The organism is Vibrio sp. D401a (assembly GCF_030248515.1).
GTDB classification, from domain to species: Bacteria; Pseudomonadota; Gammaproteobacteria; order Enterobacterales; family Vibrionaceae; genus Vibrio; species Vibrio rotiferianus.
Genome location: NZ_JAHGAI010000036.1, coordinates 44,788 through 66,872 on the forward strand (window position 1 = coordinate 44,788; position 22,085 = coordinate 66,872).

Genomic DNA, 22,085 nt, shown 5'->3' on the forward strand with positions numbered 1-22,085 from the left:
TATGTCAATTTACTAATATCAACATGGTAATTAGTCTATCTCCAAATTGAAAGCACAAACTCAAGTTCCAAACTAAAAGAACTTGTTGAGTAAGCGCAACGTGCAAACAACTACAGTGTTGTTTATCGGAGGATATAAATGTCGAAAACAATCTTAATTACGGGCTCAAACGGCAGAATTGGCTCTGCATTGGTAAAGTATATCGACGACTTTTTACCTGATTACAAATTGATCCTCGCAGATCTGAGTGTCGATGATGAGCGAGGAATAAAGTTAGATATTAGTGATCTAGCTGCTGTTCGTTCAGTGTTTCAAGAGAATAATATCGATGTTGTGGTTCATTTAGCGGGGCTCGCTTCTCCTGATACGCCATTCAAGCACTTACTACCTGCCAATATCGTTGGTGCTTACAACATCTTTCAAAGTGCGTATGAAAGTGGAGTTGATCGCGTGGTGTATGCGAGTAGCGCGCAAACAATCGAAGGTTATCCGCTTGATATTCAAGTAAAAGAAGATATGCCGACACGTCCTAAGAATCTATACGGTGTCAGCAAAGTCTTTGGCGAAGCACTTGGTGCATACTATGCGTATCAAAAAAATATTGAGGTAGTCGCTGTCCGAGTTGGTGCTTTTGAGTATCAGCAGGAGTGGAGACAAATGAGTTCACGAGACTTGAGTGCATGGAGTGAACCGCAAGACCTCTGCTTATTGCTAATAAAAAGCATTGAGTCTGAATTAAAGGATGAACCTTTCGTCATCGCTCATGGAATCTCAAATAATCGCTTTAAGAGGTTGGACATTACTGAAACTAAAAAGTCTCTTGGCTATGACCCGAAAGCAGATGCTTTTGACGCGTGGAATATGAGCTTTGCAGTCGAGAGCGAGCCTAGCGCTTGTACAGAGAAAAAACCAGCAAAGGAGTCGCTGTTTTGGGATAACTTGAGTACATATTCAAGAATAAAAACGTAATAACTTCACTTCTTCGTAGGGGACTTATATAGAACTAGCGAGCGTAATGGCGTTGGTAGGTCTATTACCAGAGATACCAGTAATTATCCCAAATTTTCGTTAGGTAAGCTCATAGTACGATTTATGGTTTGAAGACCCTTTTTCTGGCCTGATAGAAACGGTTTAGTTCTGTGGAGTTAAATCGTTTTTGCCCCAGAACGTGTTTACAATCGCTCAGCTTTTATGAATACCCCGTACTTCAGATAGGATAAAATCAGCGATACTACTAACGGATCGGAGCGTAATTGGTGATGTGATAGGTTAACCTCAATGTAGGCATGCATATTTGCTAGTTTTGCGGAATTTACGCTCACTAAGCCGTCATTCGGTTCTTCAAAATATCGATTCGTCCAGTTATATCCCTGAGTACCCGCGATGATCCCTACCTTATAATTTGGGTCTCCCAGCATCGCGCCAAAGCTCTCTTCTGATGTTGTTAATGCTAGGGGGATTTCGCCCAGCCAGTTCATCCAAAACTTGTCAGCATAGTGATCCGCGACTGTGCTTCCGTGGTTCGGCGTGCCAATCATCACAACTCTACCCAATCGCTTTTGCTGTAAAAAGGCATGCTCCTCTTGAAGGTAGTGTCGAATCAATAATCCTCCAAGTGAGTGCCCAACGAAATGAACCGTTTGTGTATTTGCGCTTTGGTCTAAGCAACTGTTGATTTGTAAATATGCCTGTTCGATCAGTGCTTTCTTTTTAATACCAATTGAGCGGTAGTCTAGGGTACAAGTTTGATAGCCAGCAGCCCTGAGTTCCTTAGTCAATGCCCCCATTGCTCGACCACTTTTCGCCAATCCATGGGCAAGGATGACCAAATCAGCTTCATCGTTCTCAACTTGCGGTTCTGGGAAGTTCGAACAGCCAACGGTGACTAGCAAGAGAAGTAATACCAACGGCTGCAATAAGATGTTTTGCGTGATACTCATATCGAAAATCTTAATATGATGAAGCCCTTATCACGGAAAATGAGATAAGGGCATCAGGAAGTTTAAGATTGGTTTAGTTCACCGATATTTCTTTAAGTTCAGGTAGTTGGTACTGCTTCATCGCTTCGACATCTGGGCGATATGCGCGAATCTGACCACGCCAACCATCGACATTGGTTTGGGCAAAGTTTACGTTCTGCGCCTCTGCAATGCTTTGGCATTTCTGATCACCAAAGATAACGGTAAAGCTGCCATCTTCATGACTCTTAAATTCTGGACGACTAGTGCTTACGATGTTGTTTTCATCGGTCATCAGGTAGTTTTGCGAGTCATACATGGTTAGAGAACCAAATGCTTTTGCAGGGATAGCGTCAAATGTCGCGGTGTAGCATTTTCCTGCTTCGGTATTTTCAGGTGCCCATGATGCGTACATTGCCGTTGATTCAGGACTTAATCCCCATGAGCCAGCGATTGTGTAGGTCCACTTTTCCCAGTCACTCACGTCATGGATATTGAACTGAACCGAATCGTACATGTTTGGCAGGTTTCCCCACTCATCAAGCAGAGCATTGCGCAGTGCCGCCACTTGTTCTTCGGTTGTGCCTGTCTCATAGGCAACGGCAGAGTTTGATTCAATCTTCATCTTTGGCTGTAGAACATCTTTGATGTAATCGAGATCTTCTTGCGTCGCATCGGTACCTGTACGAATGCCAACGAAGACATAGTCTGTATCAATTTCACCAGCAGCGTATTCGTAGACACCTGGCTCCCATACATATTCAACAAACGTATGGTTCTGGTCTTGAATGTGCAAAGACATAAAACGATCACCCATTTCAGGCACTTCGATAGTAAAGCCTTCACGAGTATCAATAATAGCGAGTGAGTAAACCGTATCCACATTTGGGGTGACAACCCAGTTATCACCCGCTTTGCTCAGCCCTGGGAAGTGAATGAATTCATTAATCTGACCTCGGTTTAGCATGTTCAGCGCAAACAGGTCGCCTTCTTTCTGCTGGTATTCCATTGCTGTCATACCGAAATCAAGAGGGTTCACAGCCCAATTTGAAGAGTCAATATTGGCGATCACCTCAGCAGTGTTCGTTGTCGCAAATACTGAAGATGAAAGTAGGGCGATTGAAAGCGCAAGAGTTGTCTTTTTCATAGTGTTTACCTTATGCAAATTATTAAAGCTGGTAATTAAATTCGATGATGTGAGTGCCGTCTTTATAGCTAAGCTGTTCATTCCACTGGGCGAAATAACGAACGTTGAACTTAGGATTGATTTGGTAAGACGCGGCAAACTCGTGATTCAGCACATTGTCATCATCCACAAACGCATGGTTTTTGTAGTTATCCGAACCAGACAGTGTCTTCATAAACATTGGGTTGTAGTTCAGCCAAATGTTATCGGTTAACTCGAGTTTGCTGTAAGTCCCCACCACCGCGAATGTGCCGGGTACCGTATAGCCACTGATCGTTTCGCCATTGTCATTGAGAGCGTTGTTAGCAAATGCAGCGCCCACTCCGGCTAGTGGATAAAGTTGCAGTGCACCAAACGCAGGTACGGCTTGGATTAGGCTGTAAGAAAGCGAACCGGCTTCCGTATCGAAGTTGTAGTTGAAGTCCACTTGAGAACCTCGACCATTGGTGAGGTCAACCCCAAAGCGGCGTAAGCGCAGGCTATCAATGCTGTCATTGGCATAGTCACGCACTCCGAGTGCATCACCAAAAGCCCCTTTTAGTTCCAATACATTCATGCCCATCGTTGTATCGCTGCCTGTATCGAAGGTCTGACCCATTTTGAGGTTGATACCCTTGTCTGTGTATCCCATACCAACTTGTGTATACACCGCGAGTGGGTCTGACATGTCTTGAACGGCTTCCGTGCCTTGGTTGCTGTGTTGGTCTGCATAAGCTAAAGGTGTAGCCATGAGCATACCGAGGATTAATGGAAGTCGTTTGGTTTGAAACATATCTTCTGCTTTCCGTTGTTGAGGCGATAGACGTATCTTAGGAAAATTGAGATATGCTCAGAAGTGAAGCTGTTGATTGCTAGAAATTAATTATATTAATATCTAAGTCGTTATTCTTTTCAGAGGCTTGCTAATGAAATCGTTTGATTACAACTTACTTAAAGTTCTACGCGTTTTGATAGACACTCAAAACACACGCCAAGCTTCTGAGGTGCTGAACCTGAGTCAATCAGCCGTCAGCCATGCTTTGAATCGTTTAAGAGATACGTTTGATGACCCTCTTTTTGTGAGAGAACGTTATGGATTAGTGCCAACAGAGCGTTGCTTAGATATTGAGAAGTCTTTACCCAGTTTGATAGAGCAAATCGATGGATTGCTTGAGGAAAGCGGGGGCTTCAATCCAATGCAATACGAAGGGAAGATCTCTATCAGCCTAACGAATGCGCTCACCAATGCTATAGGGGCTCAACTGTATCGAGAGTTGAGTAAGCGAGCGCCTAACGCCCAATTTGAGCTCATGGATTGGACATGGCAGGTTGAGTCGGCGCTTCTATCAAGAAAGGTACACGTCGCTTTGGACTATGGCCCAGAAAGCTATTCGAAGCAGATAAGGCAGCAATTGATGCCAAAGAGCCGTTATGTAATCTGTGTTCGCGAAGCGCATCCACTGACCAAGTTGAAGTCTGTGACGCTGAAGGATATTGCTCAATACCCTTTGGTTCTTATTCGGACACCGGATTGGCGTAGTCGACACGAAACAGCGGAGGATACCTTACTTAAAGCAGGCTATATGCCGAACGTCGCTCTGAAGTCTGACTCGCCTCAAGTCAATTTCGACGCTATTCGCCGCTCAGACGCGATATTTCCAATGATACGCTCAACTGAACCACTACCAGAGGGTATCAAGTGTGTCGAGTCCATCGAGCAGTCACCAAAATACAATATGGATATTTATGCCTACTACCTATACCAAACAAAGGACCTTGCATTGAACGCTTGGTTGATTAAAGAGATTGAATTGATACTTGAATCGACTTTCTAGAACTTACTGTCATTCATAGACGGTGAAATTAGGTTAATCCCTAACTTAGAATTGCCCCTTATCTAGATAGACTGCTTTTGACTATGCCATACTAGCGCTTATGAACTTCAACTAATACAAGCAAACCCAAAAGGACCATTGTGACGGTAAACGCTGTGCTTAAGGCGATAGAGATGGTGAAAACCAAGTCTGATAGAGAGTCTATTTGTATCAATCATGATGTCACAATCAACTTTCACCCTGATCGATACACTACATCCAATAAACCTTTACTCTTAGCGATAGCGCAAGATGGGTACTTAAAGTCTCAGTTTGAAACTCAAACCAGCAATGGTGGACTCACTGCATACAAAGGTGGGGAGCGATGCCTTTGGGAACAAAGTATTTTTGGTAGAGCTTACGATAAAGTAGACAATTGCTTTCGCCCCGAATATGGGGCGCTGAATTTTCGAAACTATGACGTTGGGGCGGCACCTCGCTTTGGTTCTTCATATTTTAAATTAAAACCTCATACACTAGAACGAACAACATTCTGTTATCCAGATAGTTACTTTGAACCACAGGACTTCGCTGTTTCAAATCGTCTAGAATCTGTGATAGACAAGGCGAACTCTTCATGTGCAGACTTGTTAGATGATTATATTGAAGCCCATATTCACGGGGTTGTGTCTATTCGAAATGACATTGAGAGTGTCGTGTTAGATCCCATTTATAAAGGCAGTGAAATTCACGACCAAGCGCTGGAGCTAGGGGCTCCTTTGGAGTGGCATGGCGGTTTTGAATTATCAGTAGAAGAAATGAGCCGCTACCCAGACTATCGAGGTCAGTCATTTATTGATTTGGCTAGAGAGCTTGTCCCCAATGGTATGCTCAATGCCAAGTTACTAGGTTTAGCTGTAACTGAGCATGGCTATGAAGAACAAGATATCAAAAAAATTTGGCACTACTTGGCTAGGTTTGGCCGAAAGCGATAGTTTCTTCTTTCTAGACAAATTAGCTTTTCGCATTAGCTTAATTTGGTAAAACGCGCCGTTGTAAAGTATTAGATCTAACACGTTATTGTCCAGAAGTAAGTCAATGACTCTTCAGCTCAGCTCAGTCACTAGAACACCCACGCAAACAAAAAGGGGCTACGTGAGCCCCTTTGCTTTATTGGATAAACAGCCGTTAACCTAAGCTTTCTGTTACTACTGGTTTGGTATTGCGTTTGGCAATCCAGTAAGCAACGCCTCCCCAAAGTACTGTAAGCACCCAAAGTGCGGTCCAGTGTTTTGCGACTTGCTGCCACGTTGCGCCCATCTGGTTGAGTGCTAAAAAGCCTTTGATTGCCCAAGTGCTCGGGCTCAAGTCTGCAAACCAAAGTAGCGGGGCAGGGATCGACTCTACAGGCCAAATAAAACCTGCTAAGAAGATTAATGGCATTGAGCTAACCAGTACGACTAACGTCACTAGCTCGCGTCTTGGTAGCAAATACCCAAGCCACAAACCTAAGCCACAACAGCCGAGCAAGAACGGCAACAGCAAGGTCAACAATTCGCCTGCGTTGGCAACATGGTTGACGTTCAAGCGTTCAAAACTGAAGCCAAAGTAGTAGGCGCTGAGTAGGTAGTAGATAGCTACGAAGACCAAGGTTCTGGCAAGTAGCAGAGCACCCGTTGGCACTTGAGACCAATAACCGCGACCATGACGTTGTGTACCTGTCTGCAAGCCGACGGCCATGATCAATGTTTGTTGAAGGATCAATACAAACACTGCTGGCACCACGTATTCGATGTAGCCCATGGTCGGGTTGAAGGTTGGCTTCATGTTGAGTTTGATTGCAGAGTAGTCATGGCTGGCCATGCTCAGCGGCACGCCATCGATCACCATCTTGCTTACTTTAACTTGAGCGCCAAGCGTACCACCTGCTGTTGCCAAGCCTTCTACCACGGTGCCGTAGACCAAGAAGTAAGAAGCGTCGGCAGCATAAGCCAGAGTAGGACTGCTGCCAAGCATCAAGTCTTTGTAGAAGTGTTCTGGAATCACCAAGAAGCCAGTGATTTCACGATTTAAGAATGCTTGTTTTGCATCGGCAATCGTGTGTAAACGCGTCACGACTTTAACCTGAGGCGTCGCGTCGACCATACGCTCTAGAGTTAAACTTGTTTGGCTGCCATCGAGATTCACAATTGCAATCGGCTGCTCTCTTGGCGTTTGTTGCGCATAAGGAAGCGGGTACAAGAAGGAGTAAAACACCACGCCACCAAAGACAGTCAGTACCACGACAGGATTGGTCATCACTGAGCGAAGTTCTGTTTTAATCAGTCGCCACAGTGTCATACTGCCTCCTGTTTGCTATCTGTTGAAGGCGCGCCATTTTTCAACGCCGTGTTACGATGTTTTGCCATCAGTGCTGCCGTCATCAGTAGCGGAATAATGTACCCAACCATTGGCCAGAGTGAGCCAAGAGATTGTGCTGCACTTGCGCCGTAGCTTGCTTGATCCACTTGAACTTCGATGTAATGCGTAATTGGTAATAAGCCTCGCCATGCTTGCGCCAACGCGTTCATGTCGGAAACCGGGAAGGTAATCCCCATGAACGCGAAGCTCGGTGCCGTAAATGCACCGGCAAAGCTCATCGCGCGTGCAGGATCCATCGATAGGAAGAAGAACAATGCTCCCATGATGATGCATGCGATAGTCGTTACGAACTGCGCCAACAACATCACTAGATAACTGCCTTCCATCGGCCAATCAAGCACCACATAAAACCAGACTAAGAACAGCGCGCCTTGCGCCATAAAGACAGGAATGTACTGGCTTAGAATTTTGCTTAGTCGAGTGAAAGGGCGCTCGCCTAAGAAGGCAAAGCTGTTGTTGCCGTTACCATAAAGGCGAAAATGCGCTGCGAGGATCAAAATAGTGCTGACCACGACGCAGATTTGCCAGATAGCAGGCACAATCGCGGTGACCAAGAACTGAGCGTAGTTGGTGTTACGGTTAAACAGAGCTGTAATCTGGGTGGAAATCGGTACGGCCTGCCCAATGGCGGCCAACGTTGTGGTATTGCCTTTTGCTAGGTTACCCATGGCTTCAAGCTGAGCATCAAAATACCCTTGAGATTGCGCAACCGCAGAGTTAATCAGCTTCGCAACCAAAATGTATTGGCTGTTAAAGAAGACCGATAGCTGCGGTTGTCGATGCAAAAGAATGTCTTGGTCAAATTGAGGGGGAATCACGGCGTAAGCGTAGATATCACCCTCGACCATCGCATTCTTCGCTTCTGTTGCACTGGTGAAGTGGTAATCAACAGAAAGGGTTGAAGAGGCATCAAGAGATTGAATCATCTTGCGTGACAATTGTGAGTGCTGCAAATCAACCACTCCAATCGGGAGATCTCTGGCAATGCCTGCAGAGAAAACGCCCCAAATGGTGACTGCCAATAAGATCGGCACCCATGTCAAGCAAGATAACAGCCATTTATCGCGCCGCAGGACTTGTTGTTGTGAGATTTGAATCGTCATAGTTTTAAACCAACGCGATTACAGCTCAACCACAACACTCATGCCCATGCGTAGCTCAGGCTCTGGTTGGGTAGGGCGAGCTTCGACTTCGAATGTTCGAAGATCAAAACCTTTCGATGCGTCTGTCGCGCGCCATGTTGCGAAATCACCCATTACCGCAACGTGAGTCACTTTAAATTCAACGTCTTTATCTAACGCTGGTAAGTAAGCTTTGAATGTGGTGCCTTTGGTGAAGTGTTTTAGCAAATCTTCGCGTACGTTCAGTGTCGCCCAAGAATCTTGCGTATCAATAACCGTCACAACCGGGAAGCCTTGAGGTGCAAGTTCGCCGCTTTGCAATAGAACTTGAGAGACTTCGCCATCAAACCAGCTAAAGATTTGCGTGTCTTTTGCGTACGCTTCTACTTCCGCAACTGCGCCAGCCGCCATGCGTGCTTTTTCTGCTGCTGCGACTTTGGTTTCGCTACGCGCGCCTTCTTTCGCCATGTTGTACATTTGAAACGCTGCGCTTTCGGTGTATTTAGATGCTTGCCATTGCGTCATGGCTTCATCACGTTTTTGCTCCGCAACTACGCCATCTTTATAAAGGTTGTTTACGCGTTGGTAAGTCTTTTCCATCAAGTCCGCCGCGGCTTTCGCTTTCAACCATTGGTCTTTTGCGGCTTGGATTTGTTGCTCACGCACGCCTTTTTCTGCTTCTAATGCCAAGGCGCCAGCGGCTTTTTCACCCGCCTTGGCTTGTTCTAGTTTTGCTTCGATTTCTGGGCTGTGAAGAGTGAAGATCAATTGACCTTTTTCTACATCATCGCCTTTGCGCACCATGACTTCATCAATACGACCTGGGACTTTAGAAGAGATGCTGTATTGCTGCGCTTCAATCAAACCTTGTAAACGTGCTGGTTCTGGTTGATACGCTTGGTAGAACTGGTAACCAACCCAAGAAGCGACACCCAAAGCACAAAGTGATAGTAGAGCGGGTTTTAGAGATTTTGCTGCCATGACTTATTTTGCCTCTTTGGATGCTGATGCTGGAACGTAAGCAGTATGTTGGTATTGAGCGAAGCTGTTCATTTCGCTGCTCAGTGCTAATAGTTTGGTTAAAGAAATCAGATAACGGAAACGTGCCGCTGATTGCTGTGTTTCTACGCTGGCGACATACAGTTGCGCGTCAACGACATCCAAAGAGGACGATAAGCCCTGAGTGAATGCTTTTTCGCGCAAGCGTAGGTTCTCGTTTGCAAGGGCGATACTAGATTCTAGACCTTGCACTTCATCAATGGCTTGTTGTGCTTCTAGGTAGGTCTTTTGTACTAGAAGCGACAAGTCTTGCTTCGCTTGTGATTTCAGCGCATCCACTTGGGTGACCATGCTTTGTGCCGCTTTCACTTTTTCGCTGCGGCCAGTGGACTCGATCAGTGGGATGTTTACGCCCACACCCACTAACCAATCTGGTTTCATTTGGCTGGCAAGGGAATCGTCTTCATACAGACTGTAATCACCGTACAGGTAAACTTCTGGGTAATATTTGCCTTTTTCAGCTTTGATTAGACTTGATGCTTGTTTGTGTTTGGCATCCAACAAATCTAAGCCGGGGTAGGTCAGCAGGGTTTGATCAACAAACGCGCTCAACGGCGGTAGATTGTTGTTAATGAATAGGGTTTCTGAAGGCTCTACCGAGTCGTTCTGCGCTAAGATCTTGCCCAGAGCCGCTTGAGCGATACTCAGGTCACTGGTGGCTTTTCGCGTTTCAACTTTAGCTTTGTCTAATGACGCTTCAGCTTGAAGGCGTTCAACACGAGCGATTTGGCCTTGTTCTTCCATTTTAATCGCAAAATCACGGTGCTTGGTTAAGCCTTTTTCTACCGCTTGGCGTGTTGCCAATACTTCTTTGGCTAGAACAACAGAAAAGTAGTATTTAGAGAGATCTTCAAAGCGGGCTTGTTGCTCCATCGCGAGCTGGCTTTTCGCCTCGTCCGTTTTACCTTCTGCGGCGGTTTGAGCCGCATTGATGCGGCCGCCAGTAAAGATAGGCCAAATAGCGCGAATAGAAGAAGAGAAGATGTCACGCTCTGTGATCGTCGATGTGGTGTTTGCGAGAGCACTAAAAATAGGTTGGAAAACGGGTGGCACGCTGATGTGTTGCCCAGTGCTATCGAGAATTTGCTGACCAGATAGGGTCACGTCTGTATCTAAACGCGTGTAATTCGCGCCGATGCTGACTTGTGGCAAGTTGAGGTTGTCTGTCGCGCTTTGCTGGTATTCATAGCTTTCTACGTTAGCGCGTTGCGCTTTAAGGGAATAGTTGTTTTCTAACAACAAATTCCATGCATCATCGAATGTGATGGGAGCAGAGTGACAGGCAAGAGAAATCGAGCTGCTGAGAAGGCCCAAAATCCAGAACTTTCCGGTTTGTTTCATAGTGGCTACTTTGCTTTAGAGTATAAGCTCTAATATAAAGTATTCATGAGACAGTGTTAAGTGATTGGACAAAAGAAATGTTGGATAAATGTTGCGTCCAGTTAAGAAGTCCTAAGCTAGACGCAGCATAGTTGTGTGACTGGTGCTAAATCACTTCATTGAAGGGCAATGGTATTCTGCTCTCCATTCAAGCTGACGAGAGCCTCGCATAGTATTCAGTAAGTCTTTACCAGTCATCTGTGGAAATGATAGTAATACTTTTAAATCTGATGTGCTGGCGTCGCTCTTTTCATAAGCTCTGACGTGAGTAAACGTTGAATACATATTCTCTGACAGCATAGCCTTATTCAGGCAAATTCCAAATGTATCGCGTTCCATGTTTTGAGTTTCCTTTTAACTATAAAGCATCTCCATTTATAGTTATTGCAGTTGCAGATGGTGTCTAAGTGTTTGTCCTACGGTCAGTATTTGTATTTTATTATCAATGTGTCTTCAAATTTTCTGACGCAAGTGCTGAGCGTTAAATAGACTTCCAGTAGGCTGCTTTATCATAATGAAGCTCTTAATGGCTTCTGACTAAAAAGTATACGACGGAAAATATAAAAACGCCTCAAAAACAGCTAAATCTGTTGTGATCATGTTCAAGATTTAGATGGCAAAATTTGTATGATGCTGAATAAATTACAACATTATTTCGTTGGTAATATGATTGTTTTTTGATATTTCATGGCGTCTATAAACTAGCCCGTCGGGGCGAGTGATTTATAGAGATAGAGGCAAGATCTGGCGCTTGCCTCGAGTCGCTTAATATTAACAAAGACGGTTAGTCGTCGGCTCCGCATTTAGCGCATTCTTCGTAAGTACGTTCGCCTTCGCTAATCACTACATACTCCTTTACGCATTGGTCGCAAAGTGCAAGCTTAGGGTAAGCGAGTTTTTGCTTCTTGGCGTTTATATTGCCTTCGGTTACGTAGAACTTTCTCATTGGATTTCATTTCAAGTTGAACTGTGGCGAAAGTTTACCTCTATTCATGTGTAATGTTGAGCGATAACCCATTTCTCTTTAACCCGGCGATAAATTGAACGCAATTTGCCGAGATCATTCCGTCTGTTCACAGAATTGTCATTTGATGAAAGCCAGTCTGTTAACTCAGTGTTAATTTAGAGGGTGTCACCACAAAGACGTGGATGTTTTACAGGGATAAGGGAAAGTTCATGAGTTGGAGTACGATCAGCTTTCGCAAGCGTATGCTCATTATAATGACCCTTTCAGGGTTGATTGAGTTACTTATCCTTGTGGCTGCGGGCTTTACTTACCTTAAATTCGATCAAGAACAAGAGATGGGGGAGAAAGCACTAGGTGTTGCGCGTTTCCTATCGACATCCCATATCGTCATCGAGATGATCGAAGCTCAAAACTCTGAGCCATACCAACAGCGATTTCGTGAAATGACCGATGCGTTAGGTGCTGCGTTTATTGTTATCGGCGATAAAGATGGCATGCGTCTGATTCACCCTGTCGACGAGCGTATTGGCAAGCCGATGAAAGGCGGTGACAACCAAAGAGCGCTGGTGGAAGGGAAGTCCTATATCTCTACGGCTCAAGGATCGTTGGGTTATTCCGTTCGTGGTAAAGCAGCAATTTTCGATCAACAAGGCAACATCATCGGTGTGGTTTCGGTCGGTTATTTGCTGGAACGCTTACAAGACCGCATCGAGCCTTTCTTTACATTCCTTATCTTAATGGCATTAATCGTTGTTGCTGCCAACGCGATTGTTTCCAACTATGCATCCCGAAAATTTCAGCGTGCCATTTTGGGTTTTGAACCAGAGGAAATTGGGCGTTTGTACGGTGAACTCGACGTCACCATGAGCACTATTAAAGAAGGGGTATTAAGTATTGATGCCCAAGGTGTATTGCGTTCCATCAACCGAAGTGCGTGTCAGATTTTAGGTATTGAAAGGGAATCGGCTCTGAATAAACCGCTGACAGATACCCTGAGAGACAGCGATTTGTATACCGTGCTGGAAACAGGGCAAGAAGATCACGATATCGAGATCTTCCTTAATCACAAGCGTTTAATTGCCAACCGTTCGCCAATCTACGTCGAAGGAAAAATCGTCGGTGCGGTTTCCAGTTTCCGTCTGCGTGATGAAATAAACGAACTTACTGAACAGCTTTCGCAAACTAAAGAATACGCCGATTTGCTTCGCTCTCAGACTCACGAGCACAGAAATAAGCTTAATACGATCAGCGGATTGGTTCAGATGGGGGAACTCGAAGCGGTTCAACAATTGATTGGGCAAGAGACAGCGCACTATCAAGCGATGATAGAATTTTTACGCGATACCATCAAAGACCCGCTTATTGCTGGCATGTTACTGGGTAAAACCGAGCGTGCACGTGAACTGGGATTACAGTTAGTGGTAGAAGAAGGCAGTCGATTGGAGCCATTACCTGAGTGGTTAAATGCAGAAGATCTGGTCACGGTACTTGGCAATCTGATCGACAACGCTTTCGATGCGACGTTGTCTGCCATTCGTGTTGAATCTGTGTTTGCGTTGGAGCGTCGTAGCATTGATGTGTCGATCAGTGATTACGGCAACGAAGTGATTTTAGAGGTAGTCGACCAAGGGTGTGGTCTACCGGAAAATATTGAGCCACAAGAGCTCTTGAAAAAGGGCATTTCAACCAAGTCGCGTCAGAATCGAGGTGTGGGATTGCATCTTGTTAATCAACTGGCGACGCGTTATCACGGTTATGTTGAGATGCTGCCAAATACAGAACATGGAACGAGAATTACCGTGTATTTGCCTAAGGAAGAACAAGTATGAATACGGCAACGCGAGTCATGATCATCGAGGATGATATTGCTATTGCAGAGCTACATCATAAATATCTGAGCCAACTCTCCGGCTTGGAAGTGGTGGGCATTGCTACGACACGGATGGAAGCAGAATTACAGCTTGAGGTGCTCAAGCCTGATTTGCTGCTCATGGATGTGTATTTACCCGATGGAACAGGATTAGAGATCCTCAATACGCTTCGTGCGAACAATCAAACTTGTGATGTGATTTTAATTACCGCGGCAAGAGACGTAGATACACTACAACAAGCGATGCGAGGTGGGGTAGTTGATTACCTGCTTAAGCCGGTGATGTTTCCGAGGTTGGAGGCCGCATTGCAAAAGTACATTTCGCAACGCCAACAACTCAATGTCGCAGAAAGCTTGGACCAGAATTTAGTTGATAAGATGCTGCAATCAAATGTGGCATCAGACACGTCATCGCAAAGATTGCCCAAAGGGATTGATGGGGTGACTTTGGATAAAATTCGAGGGTTGTTCGTCGGCGAAGAGATGTATACGGCGGATGAAGCTGGAGAGCAAATTGGTGCCAGCCGAACAACGGCCAGACGTTATTTGGAATACTTGATCAGTTCTGGTGAATTAGAGGCAGACTTAAACTATGGCACGGTAGGACGACCTGAGCGTTGCTACAGAAAAGTGACAAGGTAACCCAATTCGAACTTTAAATACTGTTCAGAAGCGCTCCGTAGTAAAAGCTAAGAGAAATGAAAAGCGGTGGCTTATTGGTAGCCACCGCTTTTCATTTGTGAAATATACGGTTTGTTTTTATGTTCTCGAATAAGAACTTGTTTGAGCGGCTTGTTAGGCGTTAGAACTTGTATTCAAGCTTCGCTTCGATAGATCGCTCAGCACCAAACCAACAGTTGTTCTTGTCGTAACAGCTGTAGTATTCCTCATCAAAGATATTGCTCGCAGATACTGTGACGCTTGCGCCGTCGAGTGATTGTGAAGCCGCCGACAAGTCATAGCTCGCCGCTAGGTCAAACAAGGTGTAATCTGGCACTTGGTCACTGTTTTGTGCATCCATTTCTGTTTTACCTACGTAACGAACGCCAGCACTAGTGCGAAGCCCTGCTAAAGTACCTTCGTAGTAGTAGTTTGCCCATAAAGAAGTGGTTTGTTCTGGTACCCAAACTGGCGTTTTGCCTTCTTGGTGGTAGTAGCTGTCTTCTTTAATTTCCATATCGATATAGGTGTAGTTTAGCGTTAGGTCAGCTTGCGGCGTTGCTTGCCATTTCGCTTCAAGCTCTGCACCTTGAGAAACCACTTCACCAGCTTGGTATTGCGGTGCATACGGGTTGTTAGGATCGGTCAAGATCGCGTTTTTCTTGGTGATATGGAATAGGGCTAGGTTGCCCGATACGTCGCCACCCAGAGGAGCATATTTGAAGCCCAGCTCCCATTGGTGACCAGTAGAAGGGTCGAACGCTTTACCTGATGCGTCAGCCCCCGCGATTGGTTCAAAACTCTCTGAGTAAGTCAGATAAGGAGACAGACCAAAATCAAGCTCGTACAACGCACCAACTCGGAAAGAGATGTTGTTTTCATCAAGCTTTTCCTTGCTCGGTGTGACTGTGCCTAGGTAATCACTCACGGTGTTGGTGTCGGATTCGTATGTATCCCAGCGAAGTCCCGCAATCATCACAAGGTTGTTGTAGCGAAGCTGGTCTTGGAAGTAAACGCCAAGCTGTTTCGTCTTGATGTCCAATGCTTGCTGGTAAGCGAACTTTAGAGCGTCGCGGTCAATCTGATTGTGATTAGGATTAAAGATGTCTTGCGTAAGCGAGTAACCTAAGGTGTCTTTGTATTTCACATCAGAATCTAGGTATTGGTAATCTAACCCAAATAGCAAGTTATGCTCGAAATTGCCATGGGCAACGTAGCCAGATAACTGGTTATCAATCACAAATGAAGTTGACTCTTCATCTGTGAGGTAAGCATTACGACCAATCGTGCGATTATCAGCGGCTAATGGGCTGTTGTACGTGTTTTCTTGGTACGAGTCAGCCGTCATGTAACGTGCATTTTGCAAGAACTGCCAGTTGTTGTTGAAGTCGTGCAGAATTTTGTAGCCAACCATCAACACTTCACGTTCATAGGTGTTCCAGTTTTTGTCGCCCAAGTAAGTATCAGGAGACAACGAACCGAGTGGATTATCGAGAACGGAACCCGCTGCTGGTACGGTGGTGTAAATACCTGCCGAAGGATCGTTTTGGTAGTACACGTTAACATTAACAAGCGTGTTGTCTGTCGCTTGCCAGTCGAATGAAGGTGCAATCAGATAACGTTCGTCTTTTGATGTCTCTGCTTGACCATCTCGCTGTTTCGCCAACCCTACGATGCGGTAGTTCACGTTTGAATCACCAATTTGCCCCGTGGTGTCGAAGTTAAGCTCTTTCAGGCTGTTGGTGCCAGTACTGACTGATACCGTGTTAGCTGGCTCAGATTGCGGAGTTTTTGCAATGATGTTGACCATGCCGCCTGGTGGGATGTTTCCATATAAAACAGACGTTGGTCCTTTGAAGACTTCGACTTGCTCTACTGCAGCTGCATCAATTTGTGGCTGTAAGTTCCAGCCGTTGAATAGGAGCGGGAGACCATCGTAGAAGTTGGTGTAGTTAATGAAACCACGGATATTGAATAGGTCTAGACGCGTAACGGCACCACCGCGTAGTTCGGTATTTACACCAGATGAGTAACGAAGTGCTTCACTGACCGTGCTCACTCCGCGTAAATCAATCTCATCCTTGGTAATGATGGTGATTGCCTGTGGGGTTTCTTCTGGTTCTAATGACGTTTTTGTTGCCGTATTTCGGTAAGTTTCGCCTAATACGGTCATTGTTTCGAGTTGAGTTACGTCTTCGTCAGCAACAGCGTGTCCTGCGATCAGCGCAGAAACAACAACTGCAAGTGTTGAGCGATGAAATTTAATCGGGGTTTCCATTTTTCCTAATTCCACTACTTTTTCTAGTTATTGATAATGATTGTTATTTGTATTTTATAGATAGGAAAAATAGAAAAGTTAACAATTTGGTGCAACTCGCTCTAAAGGATAGGACTTTTCTCTTAGTTCGAGTGTTGGCGGTAACGCTCTACGGGTAACCAATATTGCATTTGGGCGTTATCACTGTCTGCCTGGTAGTCTGCCGGATAGTTTTCAAGTTCATACCCATCGACACCGCGATAATTTGAAGCAGGTAACCAACACATAATGAACCACTCAAGGGTTTGCGCAAGTTTCGCTGCCTTACCAATGTGAGTGATTACGGCATAAGTTTGCTGTGGTACGAATAAGGTCTCTAGTTGATCGGACACTGCATTTGGAATGCTTGGTAAATGGACGTTGTCGTCGAGCTCATAACCTGCCCAATATTGAAGATTTGAACCATCAAAGTGAGGTTGGGTAACATCAATAACACCGAGATGGCGAACTGGCGACTCTTCGACTTGATCGGCAATAAGAGAAAGTTGAAGCCACAACTGCGGGACTTTGTAATGGAAGTTTGGAGAAGGGGAGAACAAACCGCTGATTGGTTGAGAAAGCCCCTGTAGATAAAAGCTTGGTTTCGTTTCTATCTTTACTTCGATAAAGTGCCCATCATTGTGCGATGCCTCTGGAAGGTGGCGTAACGTAAATGGTTTACGTAACCCTGATAACTGTTGGTTCTTCCGATACTCACGAGGGCTGACAGAAAACATCTGCTTGAATGCGCGGCTGAATGCGTGCTCGGAGGCAAACCCCATTTCCAGCGCAATATCCAAAGAGCGCTCACTTCCAGCGACTAATCGCTCTGCAGCGTAGCTTAACTTAAGCTCTCTCACGTAGTTTGCAACCGAAAGCCCGGTTTGTTGCTGAAACACGCGCTGCAACTGCCAGCGAGACCAGCAACTTTGTTGCGAGATGTCATCAACGCTCAAAGGAGAATCAAGATTACTATGAATGTAATCCAATACGCCTTGAATACGATACGTCGATTGCTGTTTTGCTGAGCCCTGGGTCATAGCTGTCCTAACGTGTGTTGATAGAATTCTCCATTATCTTTAATTAAGTATCATTATCAACAACTATGAAGTAGAGTTGTAAATTCTGCATAGCGCACAGAGCTTATGTAATGGATTGCAAACTTGAGTGATAAGTAGTCTATTTAGAGTTTTTGCTTAAATTTTGGCTTCTAATCTTCAATGGTGTTTATTTCTTAATTTTCATTGTCTTATGACGATTTTTGTAAATTATTTAAACGTTTGCACTTCCAAGTGTTGATGTAAATCAAATACTCGTAGACAATACGCCCCCGTGTCGGAAATCTCCTCCACAGAGTGCAAGGTTGTACTCGAGAGACATAAGTGTCTTAAATGACCTCCAAACGCTAAATTTCACACACTCGTGAGAGGTTTAGTCATTGCGGTAATTTTAGACTATAGGCTTTACCTATCAACGTAATAGGTAAGACCAATTTTCTATTTTGTGGTGCCATTGATAGGGTTGGCTCAATCCTTTTAGCCGTATCCGGGCACACAATAAGTACCTCGTTTTTAAGGGAAAGATGATGGTAATACCAGAAAACAGTAGCATCGTTATTTTTGGTGCTTCAGGTGACCTTACATACCGTAAGTTAATTCCTGCTCTATACCACCTTTATGCGAACAAGCAGCTTCCAGAAAATTTTGCCATTCTAGGTGTCAGCCGCACTGAGTACAGTGATGAGTCTTACCGTGAGAAGTTGTTAAAATCGCTTCAAGAAATGGAAAAAACTGAGCCAGAAACGCTTAATGCATTTATTAACCACCTGCATTACCAAGCAATCAATACATCTGACACACAAGATTACAGCAAGTTGGCGACACGCTTAGACCAACTGGCAGACGAATACCAATTCGAACAACGTAATACGCTTTTCTATCTTGCGACGCCACCAAGCCTATACAGCGTGATCCCTGCAAGCCTTGCAGCACACGGTCTGAACAATGAGGAAGATGGCTGGAAGCGCCTGATCATCGAAAAACCATTCGGTTACGACCTTGAATCAGCGCGCACGTTGGACAAAGAAATCCACGAGCACTTCCAAGAGCATCAGATCTACCGCATCGACCACTACCTAGGTAAAGAAACGGTTCAGAACCTGCTTGTCCTACGTTTCTCTAACGCGATGTTTGAGCCATTATGGAACCGTAACTTCATTGATTACGTGGAAATCACAGGCGCAGAATTCTTAGGCGTGGAAGAGCGTGGTGGTTACTACGACGGATCTGGCGCTGTACGCGATATGTTCCAAAACCACCTGCTACAAGTGCTAGCAATGGTGGGCATGGAGCCACCTGCACAGATCAATGCTGACGCGATGCGTGATGAAGTCGTTAAAGTGCTTCAGTGTCTTAAACCGCTGGATGAGAACGCACTGCGTAACGACCTTGTATTGGGTCAGTACACAGCATCGGATGTTCGTGGTCAGCATCTTCCGGGTTACCGTGAAGAGAACGGCGTAGCAGACGATTCTCGTACCGAGACTTACATCGGCCTGAAAGCTTACATCAACAACTGGCGTTGGAATGGCGTGCCTTTCTACGTACGTACAGGTAAGCGTCTACCGACTCGCGTGACAGAAGTGGTTATCCACTTTAAACAGACACCACACCCAGTGTTTGGTCAAAACGCACCAGAGAACAAGCTGATTATTCGTATTCAGCCAGACGAAGGCATCCAAATGAGCTTTGGTCTGAAAGAGCCGGGCGCAGGCTTTAAAGCGAAGGAAGTGAAAATGAACTTCCACTACGCTGATCTGCAAGAAACCCAAATGCTAACTGCTTATGAGCGTCTACTTCTTGATGCCCTAAACGGTGATGCAACGCTATTTGCTCGTAGCGATGCGGTTGAAGCGTGTTGGAAATACGTGCAACCGATTCTAGATTTCAAGCAAGACCCACAAGCGCTATTCGGATACGCATGTGGTACATGGGGACCAAAAGAAGCGGACGACTTGCTACAGCGAGCTAACCGCGCATGGCGTTTCCCTTGTAAAAACCTAACAGATACGGACTACTGCGAACTATGATCAACCACAAGATCTACCAAACAGCAGAGCAGGTAGTAGAAAGCCTTGCTAACGACATGAAAGCGTTTAGCGAAATGGGCCGACCTGTTCACATCTCTCTTTCTGGCGGCAGCACACCAAAAATGCTGTTTAAGCTACTAGCAACAGAAGCTTACGCGACGTCAATTCAGTGGCAAAACCTACACTTCTGGTGGGGTGATGAGCGCTGTGTTGCGCCTGATGATGCAGAAAGTAACTATGGCGAAGCGAATGCTCTACTATTTACACAGGTGAATATTCCTGCTGAGAACATCCACCGCATCCGTGGTGAAGAAGAGCCAGAAGCAGAAGCACAGCGCTTTGCGAAAGAGATGGCAGAAGTGATTCCAACTGAAAATGGCACTCCTGTGTTTGATTGGATCTTGCTTGGTGTTGGCGCAGATGGTCATACCGCATCACTGTTCCCTGGTCAGACAAACTACGATGATGAGAACTTATCAGTGTTGGCTTCTCATCCTGAGTCTGGTCAAATTCGCGTATCGAAAACGGCACGCGTACTAGAAGCAGCGAAGCGCATCAGTTACTTGGTACTTGGCGCTGGTAAAGCCGACATTATCGAAGAGATTAACAGCTCACCAGCACGCGTACTTCCATATCCGGCAGCGAAGATCCAAGCGAAAGCGGGTCTGACGGAATGGTATTTAGATTTAGACGCAGCGGCAAAAATCGCTTAATGCGGCCGCTAGTCGAATAAAAGACAATTGGAGAGAAACAATGAAAGGTGATATCGGTGTAATCGGCCTTGCTGTAATGGGTCAAAACCTTATCCTAAACATGAACGACCACGGCTTTAAAGTTGTGGCTCACAACCGTACTGCTGCTAAAGTAGACGAGTTCCTGGAAGGTCCAGCGAAAGGCACAAACATCATCGGTGCATACTCTCTAGAAGAACTAGTAGAGAAGCTAGAAACACCACGTAAAGTGATGCTTATGGTTCGTGCAGGTGACGTTGTTGACACGTTCATTGACAACCTAATTCCGCTTCTAGACGAAGGCGACATCATCATCGACGGTGGTAACACTAACTACCCAGATACAAACCGTCGCGTAGCACATTGCCGTGAGAAAGGCATTCACTTCATCGGTACTGGTGTATCTGGTGGTGAAGAAGGTGCGCGTTTTGGTCCTTCAATCATGCCTGGCGGCGCTGCTGAAGCTTGGGAAGCGGTTAAGCCAATCTTCCAAGGTATCTCTGCAAAAACTGACGCTGGCGAGCCATGTTGTGACTGGGTTGGTAACGACGGTGCTGGTCACTTCGTTAAGATGGTACACAACGGCATCGAATACGGTGACATGCAGCTTATCACTGAAGCTTACCAGTTCATGAAAGACGGTCTTGGTATGTCTGCGGACGAGATGCAAGCAGTATTCGCTGATTGGAACAAGGCTGAGCTAGACAGCTACCTTGTTGAAATCACTGCTGACATCCTTGGCTACAAAGATGAAGACGGCGAGCCTCTAGTTGAGAAGATCCTAGACACAGCAGGCCAAAAAGGTACTGGTAAATGGACTGGTATCAACGCACTAGACCTAGGTATTCCACTAACGCTTATCTCTGAGTCTGTGTTCTCTCGTTGTCTATCTGCACTGAAAGACCAACGTGTTGAAGCTGAGTCTCTATTCGGTAAGACAATCACTCCAGTTGAAGGCGACAAGCAAGAGTGGGTTGATGCACTACGTCAAGCGCTACTAGCATCTAAGATCATCTCTTACGCTCAAGGCTTCATGCTAATGCGCGAAGCATCGAACGAAAACGGCTGGGACCTAAACTACGGTAACGTAGCACTAATGTGGCGTGGTGGTTGTATCATCCGTTCTGCGTTCCTAGGCAACATCCGTGATGCGTACGAAGCGAACCCAGATATCGCATTCCTAGGTTCTGATGAGTACTTCAAAAACATCCTACAAGGCAGCCTAGCAGCATGGCGTAAAGTAGCAGCGAAATCTCTAGAGTCTGGCATCCCAATGCCATGTACGATTTCTGCGCTATCTTTCCTAGACGGTTACACAACAGCTCGTCTACCAGCGAACCTGCTTCAAGCTCAACGTGACTACTTCGGTGCTCACACTTACGAGCGCATTGACCGTCCACGTGGTGAATTCTTCCACACTAACTGGACTGGTACAGGCGGCGACACAGCGTCTACAACGTACGACGTTTAATTCGCAGTCAGTAAGCTGATCAAAGCAAAAGGATGCCCAAGTGGCATCCTTTTTTCATTCTTACTCTATAGGAACTCAAAGAGC

Annotated in this window: 19 protein-coding genes; 8 read left to right on the plus strand and 11 right to left on the minus strand. The window is 45.5% G+C overall.

All coding sequences use genetic code 11. The annotated features are described in order from the left end of the window. The first annotated feature begins 138 nt into the window (after positions 1-138). Positions 139-969 (plus strand): NAD(P)-dependent oxidoreductase, encoded by an 831-nt coding sequence (locus KIV41_RS15780; RefSeq protein WP_285336983.1) that lies wholly within the window; start codon positions 139-141, stop codon positions 967-969. Between the two features lie 203 nt (positions 970-1,172). On the opposite strand, the gene KIV41_RS15785 is transcribed toward KIV41_RS15780, so the two are convergent. The 3 genes from KIV41_RS15785 to KIV41_RS15795 form a co-directional block, all read right to left on the minus strand. Beyond that, complete coding sequence (locus KIV41_RS15785; RefSeq protein ID WP_285336984.1) at positions 1,173-1,940, minus strand: alpha/beta fold hydrolase; 768 nt, start codon at positions 1,938-1,940, stop codon at positions 1,173-1,175. 73 nt (positions 1,941-2,013) lie between these two features. Continuing rightward, entirely contained in the window at positions 2,014-3,105 is a 1,092-nt protein-coding gene (locus KIV41_RS15790; protein ID WP_285336985.1) for a DUF1254 domain-containing protein, read from the minus strand. 22 nt (positions 3,106-3,127) lie between these two features. Continuing rightward, positions 3,128-3,880 carry a hypothetical protein gene (locus tag KIV41_RS15795; protein WP_285337024.1) on the minus strand — a complete coding sequence of 251 codons (753 nt, stop codon included), beginning with the start codon at positions 3,878-3,880 and terminating at the stop codon, positions 3,128-3,130. A 169-nt stretch (positions 3,881-4,049) separates the two neighbouring features. Between KIV41_RS15795 and KIV41_RS15800 the strand changes: the two genes are divergently transcribed. Continuing rightward, the gene (locus KIV41_RS15800) at positions 4,050-4,958 is read left to right on the plus strand and encodes a LysR family transcriptional regulator (protein WP_285336986.1); all 909 of its coding nucleotides are present in this window, start codon (positions 4,050-4,052) and stop codon (positions 4,956-4,958) included. 173 nt (positions 4,959-5,131) lie between these two features. Beyond that, positions 5,132-5,932, plus strand: a complete 801-nt coding sequence (locus tag KIV41_RS15805; protein ID WP_252040462.1) for a DUF3626 domain-containing protein — start codon at positions 5,132-5,134, stop codon at positions 5,930-5,932. 193 nt (positions 5,933-6,125) lie between these two features. Here the strand turns inward: KIV41_RS15805 and KIV41_RS15810 are convergent, their stop codons facing one another. The 6 genes from KIV41_RS15810 to KIV41_RS15835 all read right to left on the minus strand — a co-directional run bounded on the left by KIV41_RS15810 (position 6,126) and on the right by KIV41_RS15835 (position 11,864). After that, the gene (locus KIV41_RS15810) at positions 6,126-7,277 is read right to left on the minus strand and encodes an ABC transporter permease (RefSeq protein WP_285336987.1); all 1,152 of its coding nucleotides are present in this window, start codon (positions 7,275-7,277) and stop codon (positions 6,126-6,128) included. Further along, positions 7,274-8,461, minus strand: coding sequence for an ABC transporter permease (locus KIV41_RS15815; RefSeq protein ID WP_285336988.1), 1,188 nt, complete (start codon positions 8,459-8,461; stop codon positions 7,274-7,276). The genes KIV41_RS15810 and KIV41_RS15815 overlap by 4 nt, the downstream gene beginning before the upstream one ends. Before the next feature lie 18 nt (positions 8,462-8,479). Next, positions 8,480-9,460, minus strand: coding sequence for an HlyD family secretion protein (locus tag KIV41_RS15820; RefSeq protein WP_285336989.1), 981 nt, complete (start codon positions 9,458-9,460; stop codon positions 8,480-8,482). Between the two features lie 3 nt (positions 9,461-9,463). Next, positions 9,464-10,879 carry a TolC family protein gene (locus tag KIV41_RS15825; RefSeq protein WP_285336990.1) on the minus strand — a complete coding sequence of 472 codons (1,416 nt, stop codon included), beginning with the start codon at positions 10,877-10,879 and terminating at the stop codon, positions 9,464-9,466. 150 nt (positions 10,880-11,029) lie between these two features. Next, a complete protein-coding gene (locus KIV41_RS15830; RefSeq protein WP_010448347.1) occupies positions 11,030-11,257 on the minus strand; it encodes a hypothetical protein in 228 nt (75 codons plus the stop codon). 445 nt (positions 11,258-11,702) lie between these two features. Continuing rightward, complete coding sequence (locus KIV41_RS15835; protein ID WP_010448345.1) at positions 11,703-11,864, minus strand: hypothetical protein; 162 nt, start codon at positions 11,862-11,864, stop codon at positions 11,703-11,705. Between the two features lie 230 nt (positions 11,865-12,094). Between KIV41_RS15835 and KIV41_RS15840 the strand changes: the two genes are divergently transcribed. Then, the gene (locus tag KIV41_RS15840; protein ID WP_285336991.1) at positions 12,095-13,714 is read left to right on the plus strand and encodes a sensor histidine kinase; all 1,620 of its coding nucleotides are present in this window, start codon (positions 12,095-12,097) and stop codon (positions 13,712-13,714) included. Beyond that, a complete protein-coding gene (locus KIV41_RS15845; protein ID WP_050933166.1) occupies positions 13,711-14,397 on the plus strand; it encodes a response regulator in 687 nt (228 codons plus the stop codon). The genes KIV41_RS15840 and KIV41_RS15845 overlap by 4 nt, the downstream gene beginning before the upstream one ends. A 160-nt stretch (positions 14,398-14,557) precedes the next feature. Here the strand turns inward: KIV41_RS15845 and KIV41_RS15850 are convergent, their stop codons facing one another. Then, positions 14,558-16,693 (minus strand): TonB-dependent siderophore receptor, encoded by a 2,136-nt coding sequence (locus KIV41_RS15850; protein ID WP_285336992.1) that lies wholly within the window; start codon positions 16,691-16,693, stop codon positions 14,558-14,560. A 122-nt stretch (positions 16,694-16,815) separates the two neighbouring features. Further along, positions 16,816-17,751: an AraC family transcriptional regulator gene (locus tag KIV41_RS15855; protein WP_285336993.1), complete on the minus strand. Its 936-nt coding sequence runs from the start codon at positions 17,749-17,751 to the stop codon at positions 16,816-16,818. 545 nt (positions 17,752-18,296) lie between these two features. On the opposite strand from KIV41_RS15855, the gene zwf reads away from it, so the two are divergent. From zwf to gnd, 3 genes are read left to right on the plus strand one after another with little or no spacing between them, the layout of a single operon-like run. Then, the gene (gene zwf / locus KIV41_RS15860) at positions 18,297-19,799 is read left to right on the plus strand and encodes a glucose-6-phosphate dehydrogenase (RefSeq protein WP_038884774.1); all 1,503 of its coding nucleotides are present in this window, start codon (positions 18,297-18,299) and stop codon (positions 19,797-19,799) included. Then, positions 19,796-20,512: a 6-phosphogluconolactonase gene (pgl, locus tag KIV41_RS15865; protein ID WP_050910697.1), complete on the plus strand. Its 717-nt coding sequence runs from the start codon at positions 19,796-19,798 to the stop codon at positions 20,510-20,512. Before zwf ends, pgl begins: the two co-directional genes overlap by 4 nt. Before the next feature lie 40 nt (positions 20,513-20,552). Beyond that, positions 20,553-22,001 (plus strand): decarboxylating NADP(+)-dependent phosphogluconate dehydrogenase, encoded by a 1,449-nt coding sequence (gnd, locus tag KIV41_RS15870; RefSeq protein ID WP_285336994.1) that lies wholly within the window; start codon positions 20,553-20,555, stop codon positions 21,999-22,001. The last annotated feature ends 84 nt before the right edge of the window (positions 22,002-22,085 follow it).